The sequence below is a fragment of the Brevibacterium moorei genome (assembly GCF_024580735.1).
Taxonomy (GTDB): Bacteria; Actinomycetota; Actinomycetes; order Actinomycetales; family Brevibacteriaceae; genus Brevibacterium; species Brevibacterium moorei.
On the sequence record NZ_JANIJX010000002.1, the window covers coordinates 117,606 to 134,387 of the forward strand.

Here is a 16,782-nt window from a genome sequence, read left to right on the forward strand (position 1 = left end):
ATTCCTATCATGGCAAAGAACACCCACGTTGAAAAAGGCACCCTGAGCCCGCACCGGAGAGTTCCCACCTCCATCGACCGCCCCGAGTACGTGGGCCGGCCAGAGCCGCGTGAAGGGCGCACCGGTGATAAACACACACCGGAGGAAATCGAGCATATCCGCTCCGCCGGAGCCATCGCCGCCAACGCGATCGCCTTGGCCGGACGTGCCATCGCCCCCGGCGTGACAACCGACGAACTGGACCGGATCGCCCATGAGTACATCTGCGATATGGGCGGATATCCCTCGTGCCTGGGATACAGAGGATTCCCCAAGTCCATCTGCACATCCGTCAACGAAGTCATCTGCCACGGCATTCCCGACTCCACGGTGCTATCCGACGGGGACATCCTCAACCTCGACGTCACCGTCTTCAAGGACGGCGTACACGGGGACACCAACTTCACCTTCGGCGTCGGCACAGTGGCCCCGGAGGTCAAGGACCTGGTCGCACACACCTACGAGGCGACCATGCGCGGGATCAAGGCGGTGCGTCCCGGTCGGCAGGTCAACGTCATCGGCCGCGTCATCGAGAAGTACGCCAAGCGCTTCGGTTACGGCGTGGTGCGCGACTTCACGGGTCATGGAGTCGGCAGGGACTTCCACTCCGGCCTGGTGGTCCCCCACTACGATGCCGCACCGGCCCATGCCGAGGTGATCGAGCCGGGCACGGTGTTCACAGTCGAGCCGATGCTGAACCTGGGGACCGCCGACTGGCGGCAATGGGACGACGACTGGACAGTGGTGACCGCCGATCTGCTCCCCTCCGCCCAGTTCGAACACACCCTGGTTGTGACCGAGGACGGTCCGGAGATCCTCACCCTGCCCACCGGCGAATTCGCAGACGAGCTCACCGACTTCTGGAAATAGCCTCGACGTAAAGGACCCCGAGCATGCCCACTCACGGAAATCTCGCCATCGGCATCGACATCGGCGGCACCGGCATCAAGGCCGGGCTGGTCGACGTGGCACGCGGGCGCCTGGTCGGCAAACGGGCCAGAGTGGATACGCCACAGCCGGCGACGCCGGCGGCGGTGGAGCAGTCCCTGCGTGCGGCCCTGGCGGACCTGCAGTCGCAGACGGTGGCCGAGTACGGTACGGACAGGGCGCCGCGGCTGGACCGACTGCCGGCCGGCACCGCCTTCCCCGGGGTCGTCAAAGAGGGTGTGGTCGGCTATGCACCCAATCTGGACCCCTCCTGGATCGGCGCACACTTGGGCGAGCTGGCAGGCCGGCTGACCGGCTGTGCCCATGTGCTCAACGACGCCGATGCCGCTGGACTGGCGGAGATGGCCTATGGGGCCGGTCGGCGCTTCAGACGGGGCACCGTCGTCATCACCACGCTGGGCACCGGGATCGGCACTGCACTGTTCACCGCCGGCCGGCTCTTCCCGTTCAGCGAACTGGGCCATATCGAACTCGACGGGGCCGAGGCCGAGGCCGTGGCCGCACGGTCAGTGGCAGTGCGGGAAGGACTGGACTTCCCGGCTTGGGCCGAGCGCCTGCAACGGTACTATGCGGAGCTGGAGAAGATCCTCAACCCCGATGCCTTCATCGTCGGCGGTGGGGTGTCGAAACGGCATGCGGAATTCCTCCCGCTCATCCATACCAATGCTGCCCTGATACCCGCCCAGTTGCGCAATGAGGCGGGTATCGTGGGCGCCGCTCTCTTCGCCGCCCACGGTGGCAAGCCCAAGGCGGGGGTGCCCAAGCGACTGCGTGGCAAGAAATCCCGCTGATCCGCCCCGGGGTGGCGCTTGTGCGTTAGCGTGAAGGGATGACACGCGTACTCCTCATCCATCACTCGCCCACTCCCGCGACCAGGCGGATCGCCGATGCCGCCCTGGCGGCCCTCCGGCTCGATGATCTGCACGACCTGGTCAGCGACGGGCAGCTCGAACTCGTGGAGACCGCAGCGCTCGAACCGGACATCGACCAGGTCCTGGCCGCCGATGCCTATGTGCTCGGCACGACCGCGAACTTCGGTTATATCAGCGGCGCGCTCAAGCACTTCTTCGACACCGTCTACGACCAGGTGCGCGAACCCACGGCGGGCAGGCCGTTCTCGTATTGGATCCACGGCGGCTACGACACGACGGGCGCGCAGCGGGCGATGGAGGCCATCACCACGGGCCTGGGGTGGTCTTTGGTCCACGAGCCGGTCGTGTGGACAGGTGAGGTGCAGACCGAGCAGCTCGACCGGGTCCAGGAGATGACGGCGACCGTCCTGGCCAGTGCGCTGTGACGATTCGGTGACGAAACGCGCCCTAATCTAGCGTTTTCCCTGGTGAGGGTGGACAGGCCGCCTATAAGCCGGGTTCTGTGCATGGGCCGGTTACCCGGATCCCAATCAACGGTCATCTATCTAGGACCGCCGTTGCCGACGGCCTCGAGCGATCTACCCGATGGCATGACGAGCAGCCCGAACCATCTGTCTGATCTTGCTCCCGGTGGGGTTTACCTGGCAGACCCAGTCACCTGGGTCCCCGGTGGTCTCTTACACCGCCGTTTCACCCTTACCCCCGCCTCACCAATGGTGGAGCAGGGGCGGTCTGTTCTCTGTGGCACTATCCCGCGGGTCACCCCGGGTGGGCGTTACCCACCACCGTGCTCTGTGGAGCCCGGACGTTCCTCGGCGACGCACCCTTCCGGGCGTGTCGACGCGACCGTTCGACGACCTGTCCGCGCCCAAGTCTACTCCCCTACCTGGGTAGGGTTGGACTGTGATCATTCTGCTGCCGCCCTCCGAGGGCAAGACCCCCGCCTCCACCGGACCCGCACTCAACCTCGAGGACCTGGCCTTCCCCGAACTCACCGCCGCCCGGCTCGAGGTCCTCGAGGCCCTGCAGCAGACCTCGGCCGCCCCGGACTCCCTGCAGATCCTGGGGGTCGGACCTACCCTGTCCGGCGAGGTGGCGCGCAATCTGGAATTGACCCGGATCCCCTGCGCCCCCGCACTCCAGACCTACACCGGGGTGCTGTTCGCAGCCCTCGATGCACCGACCCTGACGACCACGGCCCAGCACAGGCTGGGTTCGCTGTATGTGTCATCGGGGCTGTTCGGAATCGTGGCAGCCGGCGACCTCATCCCCGCCTACCGACTGGCGATGAAGGTCAGATTGCCCGAAACCGGCGTGCTCTCGACCTGGTGGAAGAAGCGCCTGGCCCCTGTGCTCGATGCCCGTTTCGCCGATGAACTCGTCGTCGACTGCCGCTCGGGCGACTACCGGAAGTCCTGGCCGGGCGATCCGGCCCACACGGTGGTGGTCAATGTCTACACCGAGCGGGCCGGCAAACGCAGCGTGGTCAGCCACAATGCCAAACACACCCGCGGCCTGCTGGCCCGGCACCTGCTCGAGCGCACCGGCTCGGACCCGGACTCTCCGCAGGAACTGGCCGGGGCCGCGGGCGAGGCCTTCACGGTCGAGCTGACGGCCGCCGGCCCCAGGAAGCCGGCCGAGCTGGCGATCATCCTCACTGCCTGAGCAGGGGGACCTCGCAGTCGGGGCAGCTGAACACGGTGCCCGGTTGCAGAGCCTTGAACTCGGCCAGGTCCGCCCCGGCCAGGGCATCGCCGCAGTTACCGCAGGCGCCGGCATCGCAGGGCATGAGGCCCGGGCCACTGGCGTCCAGGTCAGCCCTGACCGGGTCTGCGGCGGGGCCCATCTGCGCCAGGTCCTGGGCGGTGGCCGTTTCCAGTTCGGCCAGCCGGGTGGCGATCTCGGCTTCCACCTGTTTGCGCAGTGCCTGCTTCTCCTTGCCCTGCGCGGCGATTCCGGCAGACTCCTGTTTGAGCCCGGCGACGTCCCCTTGGAGCTCCTCGATCGATTCGAGCAGCTCGAGTTCCGCGTCCTCCAGCTTCGCCAGAGCCGCCTTGGCGGAGTCGATGTCGCCCTGCAGCGCCACCAAGTCCCGCGAGGTCATGCCCTCGCCTGCGTTCAGCCGGGCCTCCATCGCGGAGATCTTGCTCTGCTGGTCAGCGGTCCTGGCCGCCGTTTCACGCTGTTGTCTGTGCTTGTCCTCCAACGCGGTCGTGAGTTCCCCGCTCCGGACGGCCAGTTCCCGGTGCCGGGCGGCCAGTGCGGTCAGTTCGGCCACGAGCTCCGTTTGGGCCCTGCGATGGGTCTCCCGGCGGGACTCCCTGAGGTGTGCGATGAGTTCTGCGGCTGCGGCGGGGTCTGCCGTCCAGGTGGTCAAAGCCATGTGATGCTTCCTCGTTCCGTGTTCGTATTCGATTCCGCAGCCGGTGCACCGGCCTGCGCGATGCGCATGGTCCAGGGGTCGGTGTTGACGTGGGATACCGCGAGGCGCACCCGGTGCCCGGCCTGGGCCAAAACGGAGGTGAGCTGGTGTGCGGCGGTGGTGATCCACGGGGATTCCGCTGCGAAGTGGGCGATATCGATCAATTGCGGACCGGCCCCGGTGCGGTGGCCCGTGTCGATGGCCTCGGTGGCAGGGTGGTGGCGCAGATCGGAGGTGATGTAGACCTGCGCCCGGGCCCGGCGGACCGCATCGAATTCGGAGTCCCCCGCCCCGCCGAGCACCGCAACCCGTTCGATGCGGGCGGTGGGGTCTCCGGCGATGCGGATTCCGGTGGCAGTGGCGGGAACGGATGCTGCCAGCCGACGGGCCAGCTCTTCGACCGTGCAGGCGGTGGCCAGGGTGCCGACACGTCCGATGCCCACTCCGGGAACGTTCTGGGGAACCAATGGGGCGCGCTGTCCCAGTCCGATCGCATCGCACAACACATCGGTGACTCCCCCGGGTGCGGAATCGGCATTGGTGTGGGCGTTGAACTGCGCGATCCCCGCGCGGATGAGCCTGGTCACGGCCCCACCCTTGAGGGTGTCCGCCGCCACCGAGGTGACCCCGCGCAGCAGCAGGGGGTGGTGGGTGAACAGGAATTGGGCGCCGATTCCGATCGCCTGGTCGACGACGGTGTCGGTGGCATCGAGTGCGGCCAGGATGGTGGAGACCTCGGCGTCGGGATCGCCCACGGCCAGGCCCACCGTGTCCCAGGGTTCGGCCCAGGCCGCCGGCCAGAGGGACTCTGCTGCTGCCATGACATCGGATACACGTGCGGTCATAGGATTAACTCTACTGGCGTCCACGGCCGCTTGGCAGGCGCACGGCGCATTGCTACATTGAACACATGACGCACCTCACAGGTTTGCGGACGAATACCATCGCCGATATCGTCCGCCGTTCGGCCGCCCGTTACCCCGATAAAACCGCCGTGGTCTTCCGGGACCGATCCTGGTCCTATCCGGAATTGGACCAGGCGATCACCGACGTCGCCCGGCACCTGCTGTCCCAGGGGCTGACGCCCGGGTGCAGGGTCGCCGCCTATGGGAAGAACTCGGACCTGTACCTCCTCCTGTTCCTGGCCTGCGCCAGGGCCGGACTGATCCACGTGCCGGTGAACTATCAACTCACCGGTGACGAACTCGAATACATTCTGGCCGATTCCGGCGCCGACCTCGTCATCGCCGATCAGGACTTCTCCACCTATGTCCAGGCCACGGATACCGGCCGGGCCACGGACTTCGCGACCTTCGAATCGCTGCTGGAGCCCGCGCGCACCGGCGGGGAGCCGGCCGGCCTCGACGAGTTCGCGGCCACCGACGGCGATATCGCCCAGCTGCTCTACACCTCGGGCACCACCAGCGCTCCCAAGGGCGCGATCATGACGCACCGGGCTCTGGTCGCAGAGTACCTCTCCGCCGTCAATGTCCTGGACTTCGGGCCGACTGACCGGCAGGTCCACGCACTGCCCATGTACCATTCGGCGCAAATGCACGTGTTCCTGCTGCCGGCCCTGATGCAGGGGTCGTACAACATCATCGTGCCGGCCCCTGTGCCGGGAGAACTGCTGGCGATGTTCGCCCAGCAGAGCATCGACACGTTCTTCGCCGCGCCCACCGTGTGGGTGGCGCTGGCGAATCATCCGGATCTGACAAAGGTCGATCTGAGCACTCTGCGGAAGGCCTATTACGGCGCCTCCATTATGCCGGGACCGGTCCTCGGCCGGCTGCAGGAGCTGTTGCCGGACTTGGGCTTCTACAACTGCTTTGGCCAGTCGGAGTTGGGCCCCCTGTGCACCGTGTTGCGTCCGGAGGACCATGTCGAGCATCCCGGTTCGGCCGGCAAGCCGGTGCTCTTCGTCGAGACCCGCGTGGTCGACGGCGACGGCGTGGATGTCGAACCCGGAGTGCAGGGCGAGATCCTCTACCGTTCCCCGCAGCTGTGCGAGGGCTACTGGAACAAACCGGAGGCCACCGCCGAGGCCTTCGCCGGCGGCTGGTTCCACTCGGGCGACCTGGTGATCCAGGACGCCGATGGCTTCATCCAGGTCGTCGACCGGGTCAAGGACGTCATCAACACCGGCGGCGTACTGGTGGCCGGGCGGCAGGTCGAGGACGCGATCTTCGAGTTGGACAATGTGGCCGAGGTCGCGGTGGTCGGGCTGCCTGACGAGAAGTGGATCGAGGCGGTCACAGCCTATGTCGTGCCCAAGGGCGCGCTGAGCGCCGAGGAGGTCATCGCCCATACGAGGACCCGCCTGGCCGGCTTCAAGGTGCCCAAGGCCGTCCACCTGGTCGAGACCCTGCCGAAGAACTCCGCGGGCAAGATCCTCAAGCGCGAATTGCGCCGGGCCGAGGCCTCGTAGGCGGCGCGGACGCACCACGTCCTCGCCCACAATGGGGTGGGCATTTAGCGGGGGCCGGAAGTCGATGGACTTCCGGCCCCCGTCTCGTCCGTGCGATGCGGTGGTGCTGGCTCAGCGCACCTTGTCGAGGAATCCCTTGACGCGCGGATTCGTCGAGGTCAGCAGGTCGGCCGGCGCCGCCTTCTCCATCACGATCCCCTGGTCGAAGAAGGCCACGGTGTCGGCGACCTCGCGGGCGAAGGCGATTTCGTGGGTCACGATGACCATTGTCATCCCGTCGTCCGCCAGTTGTCGCATGGTCGTGAGCACCTCCCCCACGAGTTCTGGATCCAGTGCCGAGGTCGGCTCGTCGAAGAGCATGAGCTCGGGATCCATCGCCAGCGCACGGGCGATGCCCACCCGCTGCTGCTGGCCACCGGAGAGCTGGTGGGGCTTCTTGTGCCCGTGCTCTGCCAGGCCCACCCTGGCCAGTTCCTCCTTCGCCCTGGCCTGGGCTGCATGCCGGCTCATCCCCTTGACGTGGGTCAGCGCCAGCGCGACGTTCTCCACCGCGTCGAGGTGGGCATAGAGGTTGAAACGCTGGAAGACCATACCGATCCGGGCGCGGAATTCCGCGAAGCGCTTATCGCCCCATTCGGTGAAGTGATCGCCATGGCGGGAGTAGCCGACCTGATCGCCCAGCACCTCGAGGCTGCCGGAATCGATGGTCTCGAGCCCGTTGACGGCCCGGAGGAAAGTCGACTTGCCCGATCCCGAGGGCCCGATGATACAGCTGACCTCTCCCGGGGCGACGGCGAAGTCGACGCCCTTGAGGACCTGGTGATCACCGAATGCCTTGGTGACGCCGTGCGCGGTGATGATGGACTCGGCCATTAGATGTTCTCCTTGGCCTCGGTGGCGGAATCGGGAAGGGTGGTGACGGGCTTCGTGCCCGACCGGGTATCGAACAGGCGCTGCATCCAGGAGCCCTTCCGGACCAGGCGGACCCGGTCGCGACCGAAGCGTTTCTCCAACAGGCTCTGCAGATAGGTGGCGATCGCGGTCATCAGCATGTACCAGATGCTCACCACGATGAGCAGTTCGATCACCAGGTTGTTGACCTTGTAGATCTGCGAGGCGTTGGTCATCAGGTCGGTGCCGGCGACGACCATGACCAGAGAGGTGGTCTTGAGCATGGAGATGAACTCATTGGCCGTGGGTGGGATGATGATCCGCATGGCCTGCGGCAGCACGATCAATCGCATGGTCTGTCCACGGGTCATACCGGATGCCTGCGCGGCCTCCGACTGGCCCGCGTCGATTGCCTGGATACCGGCGCGCACCGTCTCTGCGAAGTAGGCGGCCATATTCAGGCCCAGGCCCAGGATCGCGGCGGTGGAACCGGTGATGAGCTCATTGGTGTCCCAGTAGACGCCGACCATGGTGAAGGGGATCTTCACGATGATGTGCGGCAGCAGGAAGGCCAGGTTGAACCAGAAGATCAGCTGCACGATGACCGGGGTGCCGCGGAAGAACCAGATATAGGCCTCGGCGATCCAGCGCAGCACCGGATTGACCGATAGTTTCATCACGGCCAGGAGGACGCCCAGGACCAGGCCCACGACGGTCGCGGCGATGGAGATCCAGATGGTCACGCCGATGCCGGAGACGATGCGTTCGTTGAACAGGTATTCGCCCACCTTGGCCCACTGGATGTTCTCGTTGAACAACAGCGTCTTGAGCATCCAGGCGACGATGTAGACGACGATGACGGCGACGACGACCCGGGCCCAGGGGATCCGGCGCTTGATCGCGACGGCGGTGCCGTCGGCCGCGACGATATCGGCGGTTCTGTGCTTGCTCATCTCAGTCGCCTCCGTTGATGGTCGCCTTGTCGATGGCCAGCTTGTCCACGCTCCAGGCATCGAGGATCTTGCCGTAGCTACCGTCGTCGATCAACGATTGCAGGGCCTTCTGCACGGCTTCGGCAAAGGGCTTGTTCTTGTTGTCGATGGCGATCCCCCAGATGGACTCGCCACCGGAGACCTCGACCGCGTCGAATCCGGATTCGGGATCTGCGGCACGATCCGCTGCGGGCGGATAGTCGGTCAGCGAGGCGACGGACCTGCCCGATTTGATGGCGAGCCCCGCCTCCCCGTCGGCGGAGAAGCCCAGGATCTTGATCGCCGGCTTCCCCTTGGACTCACAGTCCTTGGAGAAGGTCTTCAGCCGGGCTTCGGAGGACCCGCCTTGGACCGTCGACACCGGTTGGCCGCACAAGTCCTGCGGGCCCTTGATCCCCTTGGGATTGCCCTTGGAGACCTGGATGGCGTTGCCGGCCTTGACGTAGTCGACCATGAAGGCCTGGGCCCGGCGCTCCTTGTTGTCTGTCATCGAGGACATGACGAAGTTGTAGCGGCCGGATTTCATACCGGGGATCATCGAGGCGAACTCCTGGTCCTCGATGTGGAAGCCGATGCCCAACTTCTTGGCGATGGCCGCGGCGATCGCAGGATCGACTCCGAGAATGTCCTTGCCGTTGTCGGCGAAGAGCTCCATGGGCGGATATCCCACGGAGTTGGCCATTTTGATACCGGTGGCCCTGATGTCCTCGGGCACCAGTTCGGTCAGCTGCGGATCGGCCTGGACAGCGTCGAGAACGCCCTTGGCCTTCTCGTCTGCGGGGACCTTCACCTCGACGGCGCCGCCGGCTTTCTGTTCGTAGAGCTCCGAGAGCGGTCTGGCGCCACAGGCGCTGAGTGTGAACGCGAGCGCAGTGGCACAGGCTGCCGCCGCAAGCGTCTTCATCCCCTTCATGGGTGCTGTGTCCTTTGTTGTCGGTGTACTGGCCTAGGGAATCCTAACGTGTTTTTCCTCATCCGGTGATTTATGACACATAGTGGATATTCGCCGTAAACCTTACCGCAATACAACACTGGAGCCGATGATCCTCCGGGGTATAACGCGATCGGAGGGCCACCGGCCCCGGTCGACTGCTCCGGAGCTATTCGGACAGGCGGGGGCGCAGCCGGTCCAGCAGGGTCACATGGCGGGGTTCGAGTTCTTCCAGGCAGGACACGCCCAGCAAGCGCATCACCCGTTCGATCTCCCCGGTGATGATGCTGAACATCCGGTTGACCCCCATTTCACCCCCGGCCATGAGCCCGTACATATAGGCCCGCCCCACCTGGGTGTAGCGGGCACCCTGGGCGATGGCCGCGACGACGTCGGCACCGGACATGATGCCGGTGTCGATGTGGATCTCCAGGTCCCGTCCGACCTCGCGCACCACCTCGGGCAGCAGGCGGAAGGGCACGGGCGCCCGGTCGAGCTGGCGACCACCGTGGTTGGACAGCTGGATCCCGTCGACGCCGAAGTCCGCGATACGGCGGGCGTCGTCGACGTTCTGCACGCCCTTGATCATGATCTTGCCGTCCCACATGTCGCGGATTTCGGCGAGGTCATCGAAACTCAGGGACGGGTCGAACATCGCGTCGACCAGTTCGCCGGGTGTGCCCTGCCAGTTCTTGATCGCGGCGAATTCCAGGGGTGCGGTGGTCAGCAGGTTGAACCACCATTCGATCCGCGGTGCGGCGTTGTACATGGTCTTGAGCGTCAGCTGGGGCGGGAAGGACATGCCGTTGCGCTTATCGCGATGCCGGGCGCCCGCCACGGGCGTGTCCACGGTCAGCAGTAGGGTGTCAAACCCCTGTTCCCTGGCACGGCGGACCAGTTCGAAGCTGCGCTCGCGTTCCTTCATGACGTAGAGCTGGAACCACAGGCGGCCGCCGGGTGCGGCGGCCCTGACGTCTTCGGGGCTGGTCGTGCCCATGGTGGACAGGGCGAAGGGCACCCCGTAGTTCTGTGCGGCCCTCGCCCCGGCGGACTCCCCGGCGGAGTGCATGAGGCGGGTGAAACCGGTGGGCGCGATGCCCACGGGATAGTCCACGTGGCGTCCCATGACGTCCCAGCCGGTGGAGACCTGCGAGACGTCGCGCAGGATGGTCGGGTGGAATTCGACGTCGCGGAAGGCGTCATAGGCCCGCTGCAGGCCGACTTCGTTCTCGGCTGCCCCGAAGGTGTATTCGAAGGGGCCCTTCGGGGTGCGCCTGCGGGCGATGTCGCGTAAGTCCCAGACGGTCTGGGCCTTGGACAGACGGGCCACGGCGGCGTTGCGCGCCGGATTCTTGAAGACGAGGATCTGCTTGAGGTAGTCCAGGTCGGGCAGTTGGTGTTTCATCGAGTGCCTTTCTTCGGTTGTCTTCTGTCGTGGTCTCTAGACGTGCGCGGATTCCACACCGTGGCCCTCCCGAGTCAGCCTTCGGGCGGCCGCGCGTCCGGCCAGTCTGCCGGCGCGGGTGGCTCCGATGGTCGAGGCCGCGGAACCGTAGCCGATCAGGTAGATCCGCGGGTCGGCGTCGACGGTGACCTCGTCGGCGATCGCGATGCCGCCGTTGGGCCCGCGCAGGTGCAGGGGTGCGAGGTGGTCCAGGGCGGGGCGGAAGCCCGTGTTCCAGAAGATCACGTCGACGTCCTCGGTGTGTCCGCCCGGGTAGGGCTGCCAGGATCGGGGCTGGACCAGGGCGGTTCGCCCGCCGGCCGGTCCCAGTCCGGCGGTGGCATTCGTCGTGGGGCCGGCGAAGACGACACCATGCGGGGTGATCCGGTTGAACATGCCGTGGCTGATCAGCGTGCCGTCGTGCACTCCCTCGACGTATTCGGGCCATAGGGGGATCCCGGTATGGCGCACCACGCTGGCCGCTGGCAGACCTGCCCTGATGCGTGTGGTGACGCCGGCTTCCACCGCTCTGCCCCATTCGGGGTCGTGTGCGCGTGCCAGGAAGTTCGGCGGTCGGCGGGTGGCCCACAGGGTCTTGGTGACCGGAGCCAGCTCGAGCAGGAACTGCACGGCCGATAGGCCCCCGCCGACGACGAGGGTGCGCAGGCCGCGGAAGTCCTCGGCCCTGGTGTAGTCGTGGGTGTGCAGTTGCCGGCCGGTGAAGGTCTCCCGTCCGGGGATGTAGGGAATGAATGGCCTGGTCCATGTGCCGGTCGCATTGAGGATCAGGTCGGCGGTGAGCGCCTGGTCCGCCCCAGCGGCCCCGGGCCGCGACTCGTCGCGGAGGGTGACGTGCAAGGGTCCTTCACGCCGGCCCTGTGGGGAGTCGACCCTGGTGACAGTGACGGGCCTGTGCACCCGCAGGTCGAAGGCGTCCTCGTAGCGGCCGTAGTAGTCGGCGACGATGCGCGCGGCGGGGACATCCGCCGGCGGATCGCCCAGTGGCAGGCCCGGCAGGTCGGCGATTCCGTGGGCCCGGCCCAGGGTCAGGGAATCCCATCTGTGCTGCCAGGCGCCCCCGGGACCGGTGTTCGCGTCGACGACGAGGAAGTCCTCTCCCGGTACCAGGCCGCGGTGCACCAGCTCGTGCGCGGCTGCCAGTCCCGCCTGTCCTGCGCCGATGATCAATGCGGCGAAGTGCCGGCAGGATGGTTGCGGTGGTGTAGCGCTCACGGGGCCAGCCTATGCCGCCCCGGTGCCGGCGGCCATCGCCGGAGTGGGAGCCGCCCCGGGATTCGGACATTCCCGGGGCGGGCCGACCTCAGGCCCGTTCGGCCTCGCGGGCGGCCTCCTGTGCCAGGCGGGGGCGCAGATTGTCCAGCAGGGTCACATGGCGGGGTTCGAGTTCTTCCAGGCAGGACACGCCCAGCAGGCGCATCACCCGTTCGATCTCCCCGGTGACGATTTCGAACATCCGGTGGACACCCGCCTGGCCGCCAGCCATCAGGCCATAGAGGTAGGCGCGCCCGGCCTGCGTGTAGCGGGCTCCATGGGCGATGGCCGCGACGACGTCGGCACCGGACATGATGCCCGTGTCCACATGGACCTCGAGGTCCTGTCCGACCTCGCGCACCACCTCGGGCAGCAGGCGGAAGGGCACGGGTGCGCGGTCGAGCTGGCGACCGCCGTGGTTGGACAGCTGGATCCCGTCGACTCCCAGATCGGCCAGGTGTTTGGCGTCGTCGACGTTCTGCACTCCCTTGACCAGGATCTTCCCGCCCCACACTTCGCGGACCTCTGCCAGGTCCGAGAAGCTAACGGTCGGGTCGAACATCGAGTCGAGGAGTTCTCCGACAGTGCCGTTCCAGTTGCGCACGGCCGCGAACTCCAAGGGTTCGGTCGTCAGGAAGTTGAACCACCATTCCGGACGGGGTGCCGCGTCGAGCACCGTTTTGAAGGTCAGCTGGGGCGGGAAGGACATGCCGTTGCGCTTATCACGGTGCCGGGCCCCGGCCACCGGGGTGTCCACGGTGAACAGGAGGGTGTCGAAGTTCTGCGCCTTGGCCCTCTCCACCAGCTCATAGGAGCGGTAGCGTTCCTTCATCATGTACAACTGGAACCACAGCCGCCCGGTGGGCGCGGCCTCGCGCGCGGCCTCCGGTCCCGTCGTGCCCAGGGTCGACAGGGCGAACGGCACGCCGAATTCCTGGGCGGTCGCAGCCCCCGCGCGCTCCCCCGCTGCGTGCATCAGCCGGGTGAACCCCGTCGGGGCGATGCCGAAGGGATAGGCGACCGGCGCACCCATCACATCCCATGAGGTCGAGACCTTCGACACATCACGCAGGATGGTCGGATGGAATTCCACATCTCGGAATGCGTCATAGGCCCGCTGCAGGCCAACCTCACCCTCGGCCGCGCCCGCCGTGTAGTCGAAGGGGCCCTTGGGAGTGCGGCGTTTGGCGATGCGGCGCAGATCCCATACCGTCGGAGCCTTGGCAAGACGGACGGTCTTGGGGTTCTTCACCGGGTTCTTGAAGACCATGACGGATTTCAAGTAGTCGAGGTCGGGCAACTGATGCTTCACAGGATTCTCTCCTTCGTTCAGGTGAGCGTTCACACGGACGCGCAAACGTTCGTAGGCGCGCCTTACCTTATACGCTACACGACCGCAGACCCAGACGAAATCAAAGTAGAATCGTGGCGATGTCCACTCCCATGAATTCCCGCCTGGTCGAGGACTACACCTCGATCATCTGGAAGGCCCACGAACTGCCCGGCCAGGGCCCGTCGACCGGTGATCTGGCCGAACAGCTCGGCGTCACCGCGCCCACGGTCTCCGCCAACCTCAAGAAGCTCTCGCGCGACGGTTTCATCGACTATCGCCCCTACGGGGCCATCACCCTGACGCCGGCGGGCACTCAGATCGCCATCGGCGTCGTGCGCCGCCACCGGATCCTCGAAACCTACCTGGTCCGGGCCCTGGGCCTGACCTGGGACCAGGTCCATGAGGAGGCGCATCGGCTCGAACACGCCCTGTCGGATCTGGTGCTCGCGAAGATGGACGCCGCCCTGGGACATCCCAGCCACGATCCCCACGGAGATCCGATTCCGACAGCCGACGGCACCGTCGCCGTGGACTCCTCCATCCCCCTGCTCGATGTGGCCCAGGAGGTCACCGTCCGAGTCGCCAGGGTCTCCGACCGGTCCGATGAACTGCTGCGCTATCTGGCCGGCCACGGCCTGCAGGTAGGCACCGAGCTCACCCTGGTCTCGGCGAATCCGATCGCCGGAACGGTCTCGGTGCGCATCGACGACCGCTCAGTGGAACTGGGGCTCAGCGCCGCCGACGCAGTGCGCGTACTCCCGGTTCACCCACACCAGGGGGACGGGGCATGAGCGAGCCCGATGCAGAACAGCTCCGGCCCGACCACGCCGAGCCCTGGGCACTGCAGATGGTGATCTTCCGCGATCGGGCGAACCCTGCCGGCCATACCGAGGTGTTGCGCGCCGCCGGTGCCGCCGTGGCGGCCCTGCTCGACGATGAGCGGTCCCGCAGCGGCGTTTGGAGCTCGGCGGTGGAACACTGGCGGGCCGGCTGGGTGCGCAAGGTGGCCCGCCGCGCCGATGGAAAGCGCTGGCGTGACGCGATCGAATTGCCCGGGGTGACCCGGGCCTCGGGTACCGCGCGGGTCCGCGCCTATCCCCCGGCTCCCCTGCGGCCCCTGCCCAGGGAGCTGTCCAGACTGCAGGTCGGCGGCACCGAGTTCCCGCGCACGGACGAGTCGGGTGATACAACCGGATCCGCCGACAGCGCAGCGGATGCCATCGTCATCGTGGAGGTCGACCCCGGTCTTCAGATGAGCACGGGCAAGACCGCGGCCCAGGTGGGTCACGCCGTGCAGGCCGTCCTCGATGAGGCGCCGGACGATGTCCTCGCCGCCTGGCGGGCAGCCGATTACGCCATCGACGTGCGCGTCCCCACGCAAGCGCAATGGGCGGTGAACGAGCGTCCCGTGTCGATCGTGGACGCCGGTCTGACCGAACTCTCCGGCCCTACGGAGACGGTGCGCGCCTACTGGCGCGCAGCGGACAGTCGCAGGCCGCGATAGCGGCACAGCGCCGTGTGGATCTCCTGGATCCTGGGCCGCGTCAGATGGCCGGGATTGGCCCGGCCGACGGCCAGGGCGTCCAGGCCCTCGGCATCCAGCTCGGCTGCGAGCTCGGCGATTGCGGTGAGGGCGTCGACGCGGCCGTCGAACCGGCGGGACAACCGCTCGAGGGCAGCGGCCACACCGGCAGTCTGCGCGGCGTCGAGCAGCTGGCCCACCGCAGACATGTCGATCGACTCGCGGCCCAGCTGGATCTCCCCCAGGCCGCGGGCGCGCGCCGGTTTGCGCTTATCGGCGGGTTCCAGCGCGCCGGCGACCGGCACCCGTCGGCCCGAGGTGGCGAACAGCCCCGCGATCGTGGTCTCGTTTGCGGCGGCCTCCCCCGGCGCAGGCCGCTCGGCGTGGGCGGCTGCGATCTCCCTGGCGCGCGCAGTGACCTCGGCAGGGACATAGGCGTCCATCGCCACCACGGTGTCGGCCACTGCGAAGAAGGCCCCGGAGCCGCCGGCGACCAGCACTGTGGACACCCCCGCCTGTTCGTACAGGGGCCGGATCCGGTCGACGAAGGGGGTGATCGGCTCACGGTCGGCCGGGATGAGTTCGCGCATCCGCTCGTCGCGGATCATGAAGTTCGTCGCCGAGGTGTCCTCGTCGATCAGCAGCGCGCTCGTCCCGGCGGTGACGGCCTCGACCAGATTGGCCGCCTGCGAGGTCGACCCCGAGGCATTCGTGGTGGAGAAATCGCGGGTGTCGGCACCCGAGGGCAGACCGGAGATGAACGGGGAGATGTCCACACCGGTCACCGCCCGGCCGTCCTCGGCGCGAATGGCCGCGGCATCGTCGACCGTGAGGACCCATTCGCGGCCATCGCCTGCGATATGCGGGTAGACGCCGCGCTCCAGGGCGCGCAGCAGCGTCGATTTTCCGTGATAGCCACCGCCGACGATCACGGTGATGCCCACGGGCACTCCCATTCCGGTGACCGTGCGTCCGCTGGGCAGTTCGAAGGTGCAGCGCAGCGAATCGGGTGAGGTGAAGGGCACTGCACCGCGGGCCAGTGGCAGGTCGGAATCGCCGGAGCGCCGCGGCAGGATCGCCCCGTCACCGACGAAGGCCACCAGGCCGCGTTCGCGCAGGGCCCGGCGCAGTGCCTGTTGATCGCGGTACAGCGCGACGTGCGCGGCCAATGCCGCATGGTCCAGGTTCTCGTACAGCAGGCCGGCGCGAGCGGCCGCCGGCAGTTCGCGGGTCAGCAGGCGTTCGGCCTCGCGGCCCTTGATGCGCCGACCGGCGGCAGGCAGTTGGACCGATAGACGGGCCTCGACGAAGTCCGGGGCGATGAGCACATTGGTCCGCTCCAGCACCTCCTGACCCACCCGGCCCACGCCGATCGCCCGGTTGCCGATGGCCGCTTCGAAGGCGCGGGTGAGGAAGTCCGCGGTGGCGATGCGGCCCTCGCGGTCGTCGATGAGGTGGGAGGGAATGGCGGCGTCGCGGATGTCGAAGGCCGCGCGCATGAGCGAGGGTGGGGCGTAGGGGTCCGTCTGCACCTTGTCGATGGAGACGATCACATCGCCGAAGTCGAAGTCCCCGCGCAGTTCTTTATATCCCCCGTAGCTGCGCCCGTCCAGGCGACGCAGCAGTTCGGTCAGGTGGTGGTCGGATCGCATGCCTGCCTCCGTGGAGTATGAGTCTGGGGAAAACAA

16 protein-coding genes and 1 other RNA gene are annotated in these 16,782 nt (G+C 67.0%); 7 read left to right on the top strand and 10 right to left on the bottom strand.

Annotated elements, in window-relative coordinates:
* The first annotated feature begins 9 nt into the window (after positions 1–9).
* The 3 genes from map to NQ034_RS02205 are packed head-to-tail and all read left to right on the top strand — an operon-like array spanning position 10 to position 2,284.
* Positions 10–909, top strand: a complete 900-nt coding sequence (map, locus tag NQ034_RS02195) for a type I methionyl aminopeptidase (RefSeq protein ID WP_257046767.1) — start codon at positions 10–12, stop codon at positions 907–909.
* A gap of 23 nt (positions 910–932) precedes the next feature.
* Positions 933–1,778 (top strand): polyphosphate--glucose phosphotransferase, encoded by an 846-nt coding sequence (gene ppgK / locus NQ034_RS02200; protein WP_257046768.1) that lies wholly within the window; start codon positions 933–935, stop codon positions 1,776–1,778.
* Positions 1,779–1,816: 38 nt separating this feature from the next.
* Complete coding sequence (locus NQ034_RS02205) at positions 1,817–2,284, top strand: NAD(P)H-dependent oxidoreductase (protein ID WP_257046769.1); 468 nt, start codon at positions 1,817–1,819, stop codon at positions 2,282–2,284.
* A 48-nt stretch (positions 2,285–2,332) separates the two neighbouring features.
* On the opposite strand, the gene rnpB is transcribed toward NQ034_RS02205, so the two are convergent.
* Positions 2,333–2,721, bottom strand: an RNA gene (gene rnpB, locus NQ034_RS02210) — RNase P RNA component class A.
* 41 nt (positions 2,722–2,762) lie between these two features.
* On the opposite strand from rnpB, the gene NQ034_RS02215 reads away from it, so the two are divergent.
* Positions 2,763–3,524, top strand: coding sequence for a YaaA family protein (locus tag NQ034_RS02215; protein ID WP_257046770.1), 762 nt, complete (start codon positions 2,763–2,765; stop codon positions 3,522–3,524).
* Here NQ034_RS02215 and NQ034_RS02220 read toward each other — a convergent pair.
* Together NQ034_RS02220 and NQ034_RS02225 are read right to left on the bottom strand one after the other, a co-directional pair.
* Positions 3,514–4,242, bottom strand: a complete 729-nt coding sequence (locus NQ034_RS02220) for a CT398-like coiled coil hairpin domain-containing protein (RefSeq protein WP_257046771.1) — start codon at positions 4,240–4,242, stop codon at positions 3,514–3,516. The two genes, NQ034_RS02215 and NQ034_RS02220, sit on opposite strands and share 11 nt — an antisense overlap.
* Positions 4,233–5,126 carry a Nif3-like dinuclear metal center hexameric protein gene (locus tag NQ034_RS02225; RefSeq protein WP_257046772.1) on the bottom strand — a complete coding sequence of 298 codons (894 nt, stop codon included), beginning with the start codon at positions 5,124–5,126 and terminating at the stop codon, positions 4,233–4,235. The genes NQ034_RS02220 and NQ034_RS02225 overlap by 10 nt, the downstream gene beginning before the upstream one ends.
* Positions 5,127–5,191: 65 nt before the next feature.
* Here NQ034_RS02225 and NQ034_RS02230 point away from each other — a divergent pair, with 65 nt between their 5' ends.
* Complete coding sequence (locus NQ034_RS02230) at positions 5,192–6,709, top strand: fatty acyl-CoA synthetase (RefSeq protein WP_257046773.1); 1,518 nt, start codon at positions 5,192–5,194, stop codon at positions 6,707–6,709.
* A 111-nt stretch (positions 6,710–6,820) separates the two neighbouring features.
* Here the strand turns inward: NQ034_RS02230 and NQ034_RS02235 are convergent, their stop codons facing one another.
* From NQ034_RS02235 to NQ034_RS02260, 6 genes are all read right to left on the bottom strand, one after another.
* Positions 6,821–7,582: an amino acid ABC transporter ATP-binding protein gene (locus NQ034_RS02235; RefSeq protein ID WP_257046774.1), complete on the bottom strand. Its 762-nt coding sequence runs from the start codon at positions 7,580–7,582 to the stop codon at positions 6,821–6,823.
* Positions 7,582–8,553 carry an amino acid ABC transporter permease gene (locus NQ034_RS02240; protein ID WP_257046775.1) on the bottom strand — a complete coding sequence of 324 codons (972 nt, stop codon included), beginning with the start codon at positions 8,551–8,553 and terminating at the stop codon, positions 7,582–7,584. Before NQ034_RS02240 ends, NQ034_RS02235 begins: the two co-directional genes overlap by 1 nt.
* 1 nt (position 8,554) lies before the next feature.
* A complete protein-coding gene (locus NQ034_RS02245; RefSeq protein WP_257046776.1) occupies positions 8,555–9,505 on the bottom strand; it encodes an ABC transporter substrate-binding protein in 951 nt (316 codons plus the stop codon).
* A 187-nt stretch (positions 9,506–9,692) separates the two neighbouring features.
* Complete coding sequence (locus NQ034_RS02250; protein ID WP_257046777.1) at positions 9,693–10,928, bottom strand: alpha-hydroxy acid oxidase; 1,236 nt, start codon at positions 10,926–10,928, stop codon at positions 9,693–9,695.
* 36 nt (positions 10,929–10,964) lie between these two features.
* On the bottom strand, positions 10,965–12,200 hold the full coding sequence (locus NQ034_RS02255) for an FAD-dependent oxidoreductase (protein ID WP_257046778.1): 1,236 nt from the start codon (positions 12,198–12,200) through the stop codon (positions 10,965–10,967).
* A gap of 88 nt (positions 12,201–12,288) precedes the next feature.
* Entirely contained in the window at positions 12,289–13,509 is a 1,221-nt protein-coding gene (locus NQ034_RS02260; RefSeq protein WP_257046922.1) for an alpha-hydroxy acid oxidase, read from the bottom strand.
* 161 nt (positions 13,510–13,670) lie between these two features.
* Between NQ034_RS02260 and NQ034_RS02265 the strand changes: the two genes are divergently transcribed.
* Positions 13,671–14,363 carry a metal-dependent transcriptional regulator gene (locus NQ034_RS02265; RefSeq protein ID WP_257046779.1) on the top strand — a complete coding sequence of 231 codons (693 nt, stop codon included), beginning with the start codon at positions 13,671–13,673 and terminating at the stop codon, positions 14,361–14,363.
* Complete coding sequence (locus tag NQ034_RS02270; RefSeq protein WP_257046780.1) at positions 14,360–15,076, top strand: aminoacyl-tRNA hydrolase; 717 nt, start codon at positions 14,360–14,362, stop codon at positions 15,074–15,076. Before NQ034_RS02265 ends, NQ034_RS02270 begins: the two co-directional genes overlap by 4 nt.
* On the opposite strand, the gene NQ034_RS02275 is transcribed toward NQ034_RS02270, so the two are convergent.
* On the bottom strand, positions 15,040–16,746 hold the full coding sequence (locus NQ034_RS02275) for an ABC-ATPase domain-containing protein (RefSeq protein ID WP_257046781.1): 1,707 nt from the start codon (positions 16,744–16,746) through the stop codon (positions 15,040–15,042). The genes NQ034_RS02270 and NQ034_RS02275 overlap by 37 nt on opposite strands.
* Between the last annotated feature and the right edge of the window lie 36 nt (positions 16,747–16,782).

What these genes read in the sequence shown, in the direction of transcription:
- map (WP_257046767.1), top strand. Translation starts at nt 10, where the DNA reads ATGGCAAAGAACACCCACGTTGAAAAAGGCACCCTGAGCCCGCACCGG.
- ppgK (WP_257046768.1), top strand. Translation starts at nt 933, where the DNA reads ATGCCCACTCACGGAAATCTCGCCATCGGCATCGACATCGGCGGCACC.
- NQ034_RS02205 (WP_257046769.1), top strand. Translation starts at nt 1,817, where the DNA reads ATGACACGCGTACTCCTCATCCATCACTCGCCCACTCCCGCGACCAGG.
- NQ034_RS02220 (WP_257046771.1), bottom strand. Translation starts at nt 4,242, where the DNA reads ATGGCTTTGACCACCTGGACGGCAGACCCCGCCGCAGCCGCAGAACTC.
- NQ034_RS02225 (WP_257046772.1), bottom strand. Translation starts at nt 5,126, where the DNA reads ATGACCGCACGTGTATCCGATGTCATGGCAGCAGCAGAGTCCCTCTGG.
- NQ034_RS02230 (WP_257046773.1), top strand. Translation starts at nt 5,192, where the DNA reads ATGACGCACCTCACAGGTTTGCGGACGAATACCATCGCCGATATCGTC.
- NQ034_RS02235 (WP_257046774.1), bottom strand. Translation starts at nt 7,582, where the DNA reads ATGGCCGAGTCCATCATCACCGCGCACGGCGTCACCAAGGCATTCGGT.
- NQ034_RS02240 (WP_257046775.1), bottom strand. Translation starts at nt 8,553, where the DNA reads ATGAGCAAGCACAGAACCGCCGATATCGTCGCGGCCGACGGCACCGCC.
- NQ034_RS02245 (WP_257046776.1), bottom strand. Translation starts at nt 9,505, where the DNA reads ATGAAGGGGATGAAGACGCTTGCGGCGGCAGCCTGTGCCACTGCGCTC.
- NQ034_RS02250 (WP_257046777.1), bottom strand. Translation starts at nt 10,928, where the DNA reads ATGAAACACCAACTGCCCGACCTGGACTACCTCAAGCAGATCCTCGTC.
- NQ034_RS02260 (WP_257046922.1), bottom strand. Translation starts at nt 13,509, where the DNA reads ATGGTCTTCAAGAACCCGGTGAAGAACCCCAAGACCGTCCGTCTTGCC.
- NQ034_RS02265 (WP_257046779.1), top strand. Translation starts at nt 13,671, where the DNA reads ATGTCCACTCCCATGAATTCCCGCCTGGTCGAGGACTACACCTCGATC.
- NQ034_RS02270 (WP_257046780.1), top strand. Translation starts at nt 14,360, where the DNA reads ATGAGCGAGCCCGATGCAGAACAGCTCCGGCCCGACCACGCCGAGCCC.
- NQ034_RS02275 (WP_257046781.1), bottom strand. Translation starts at nt 16,746, where the DNA reads ATGCGATCCGACCACCACCTGACCGAACTGCTGCGTCGCCTGGACGGG.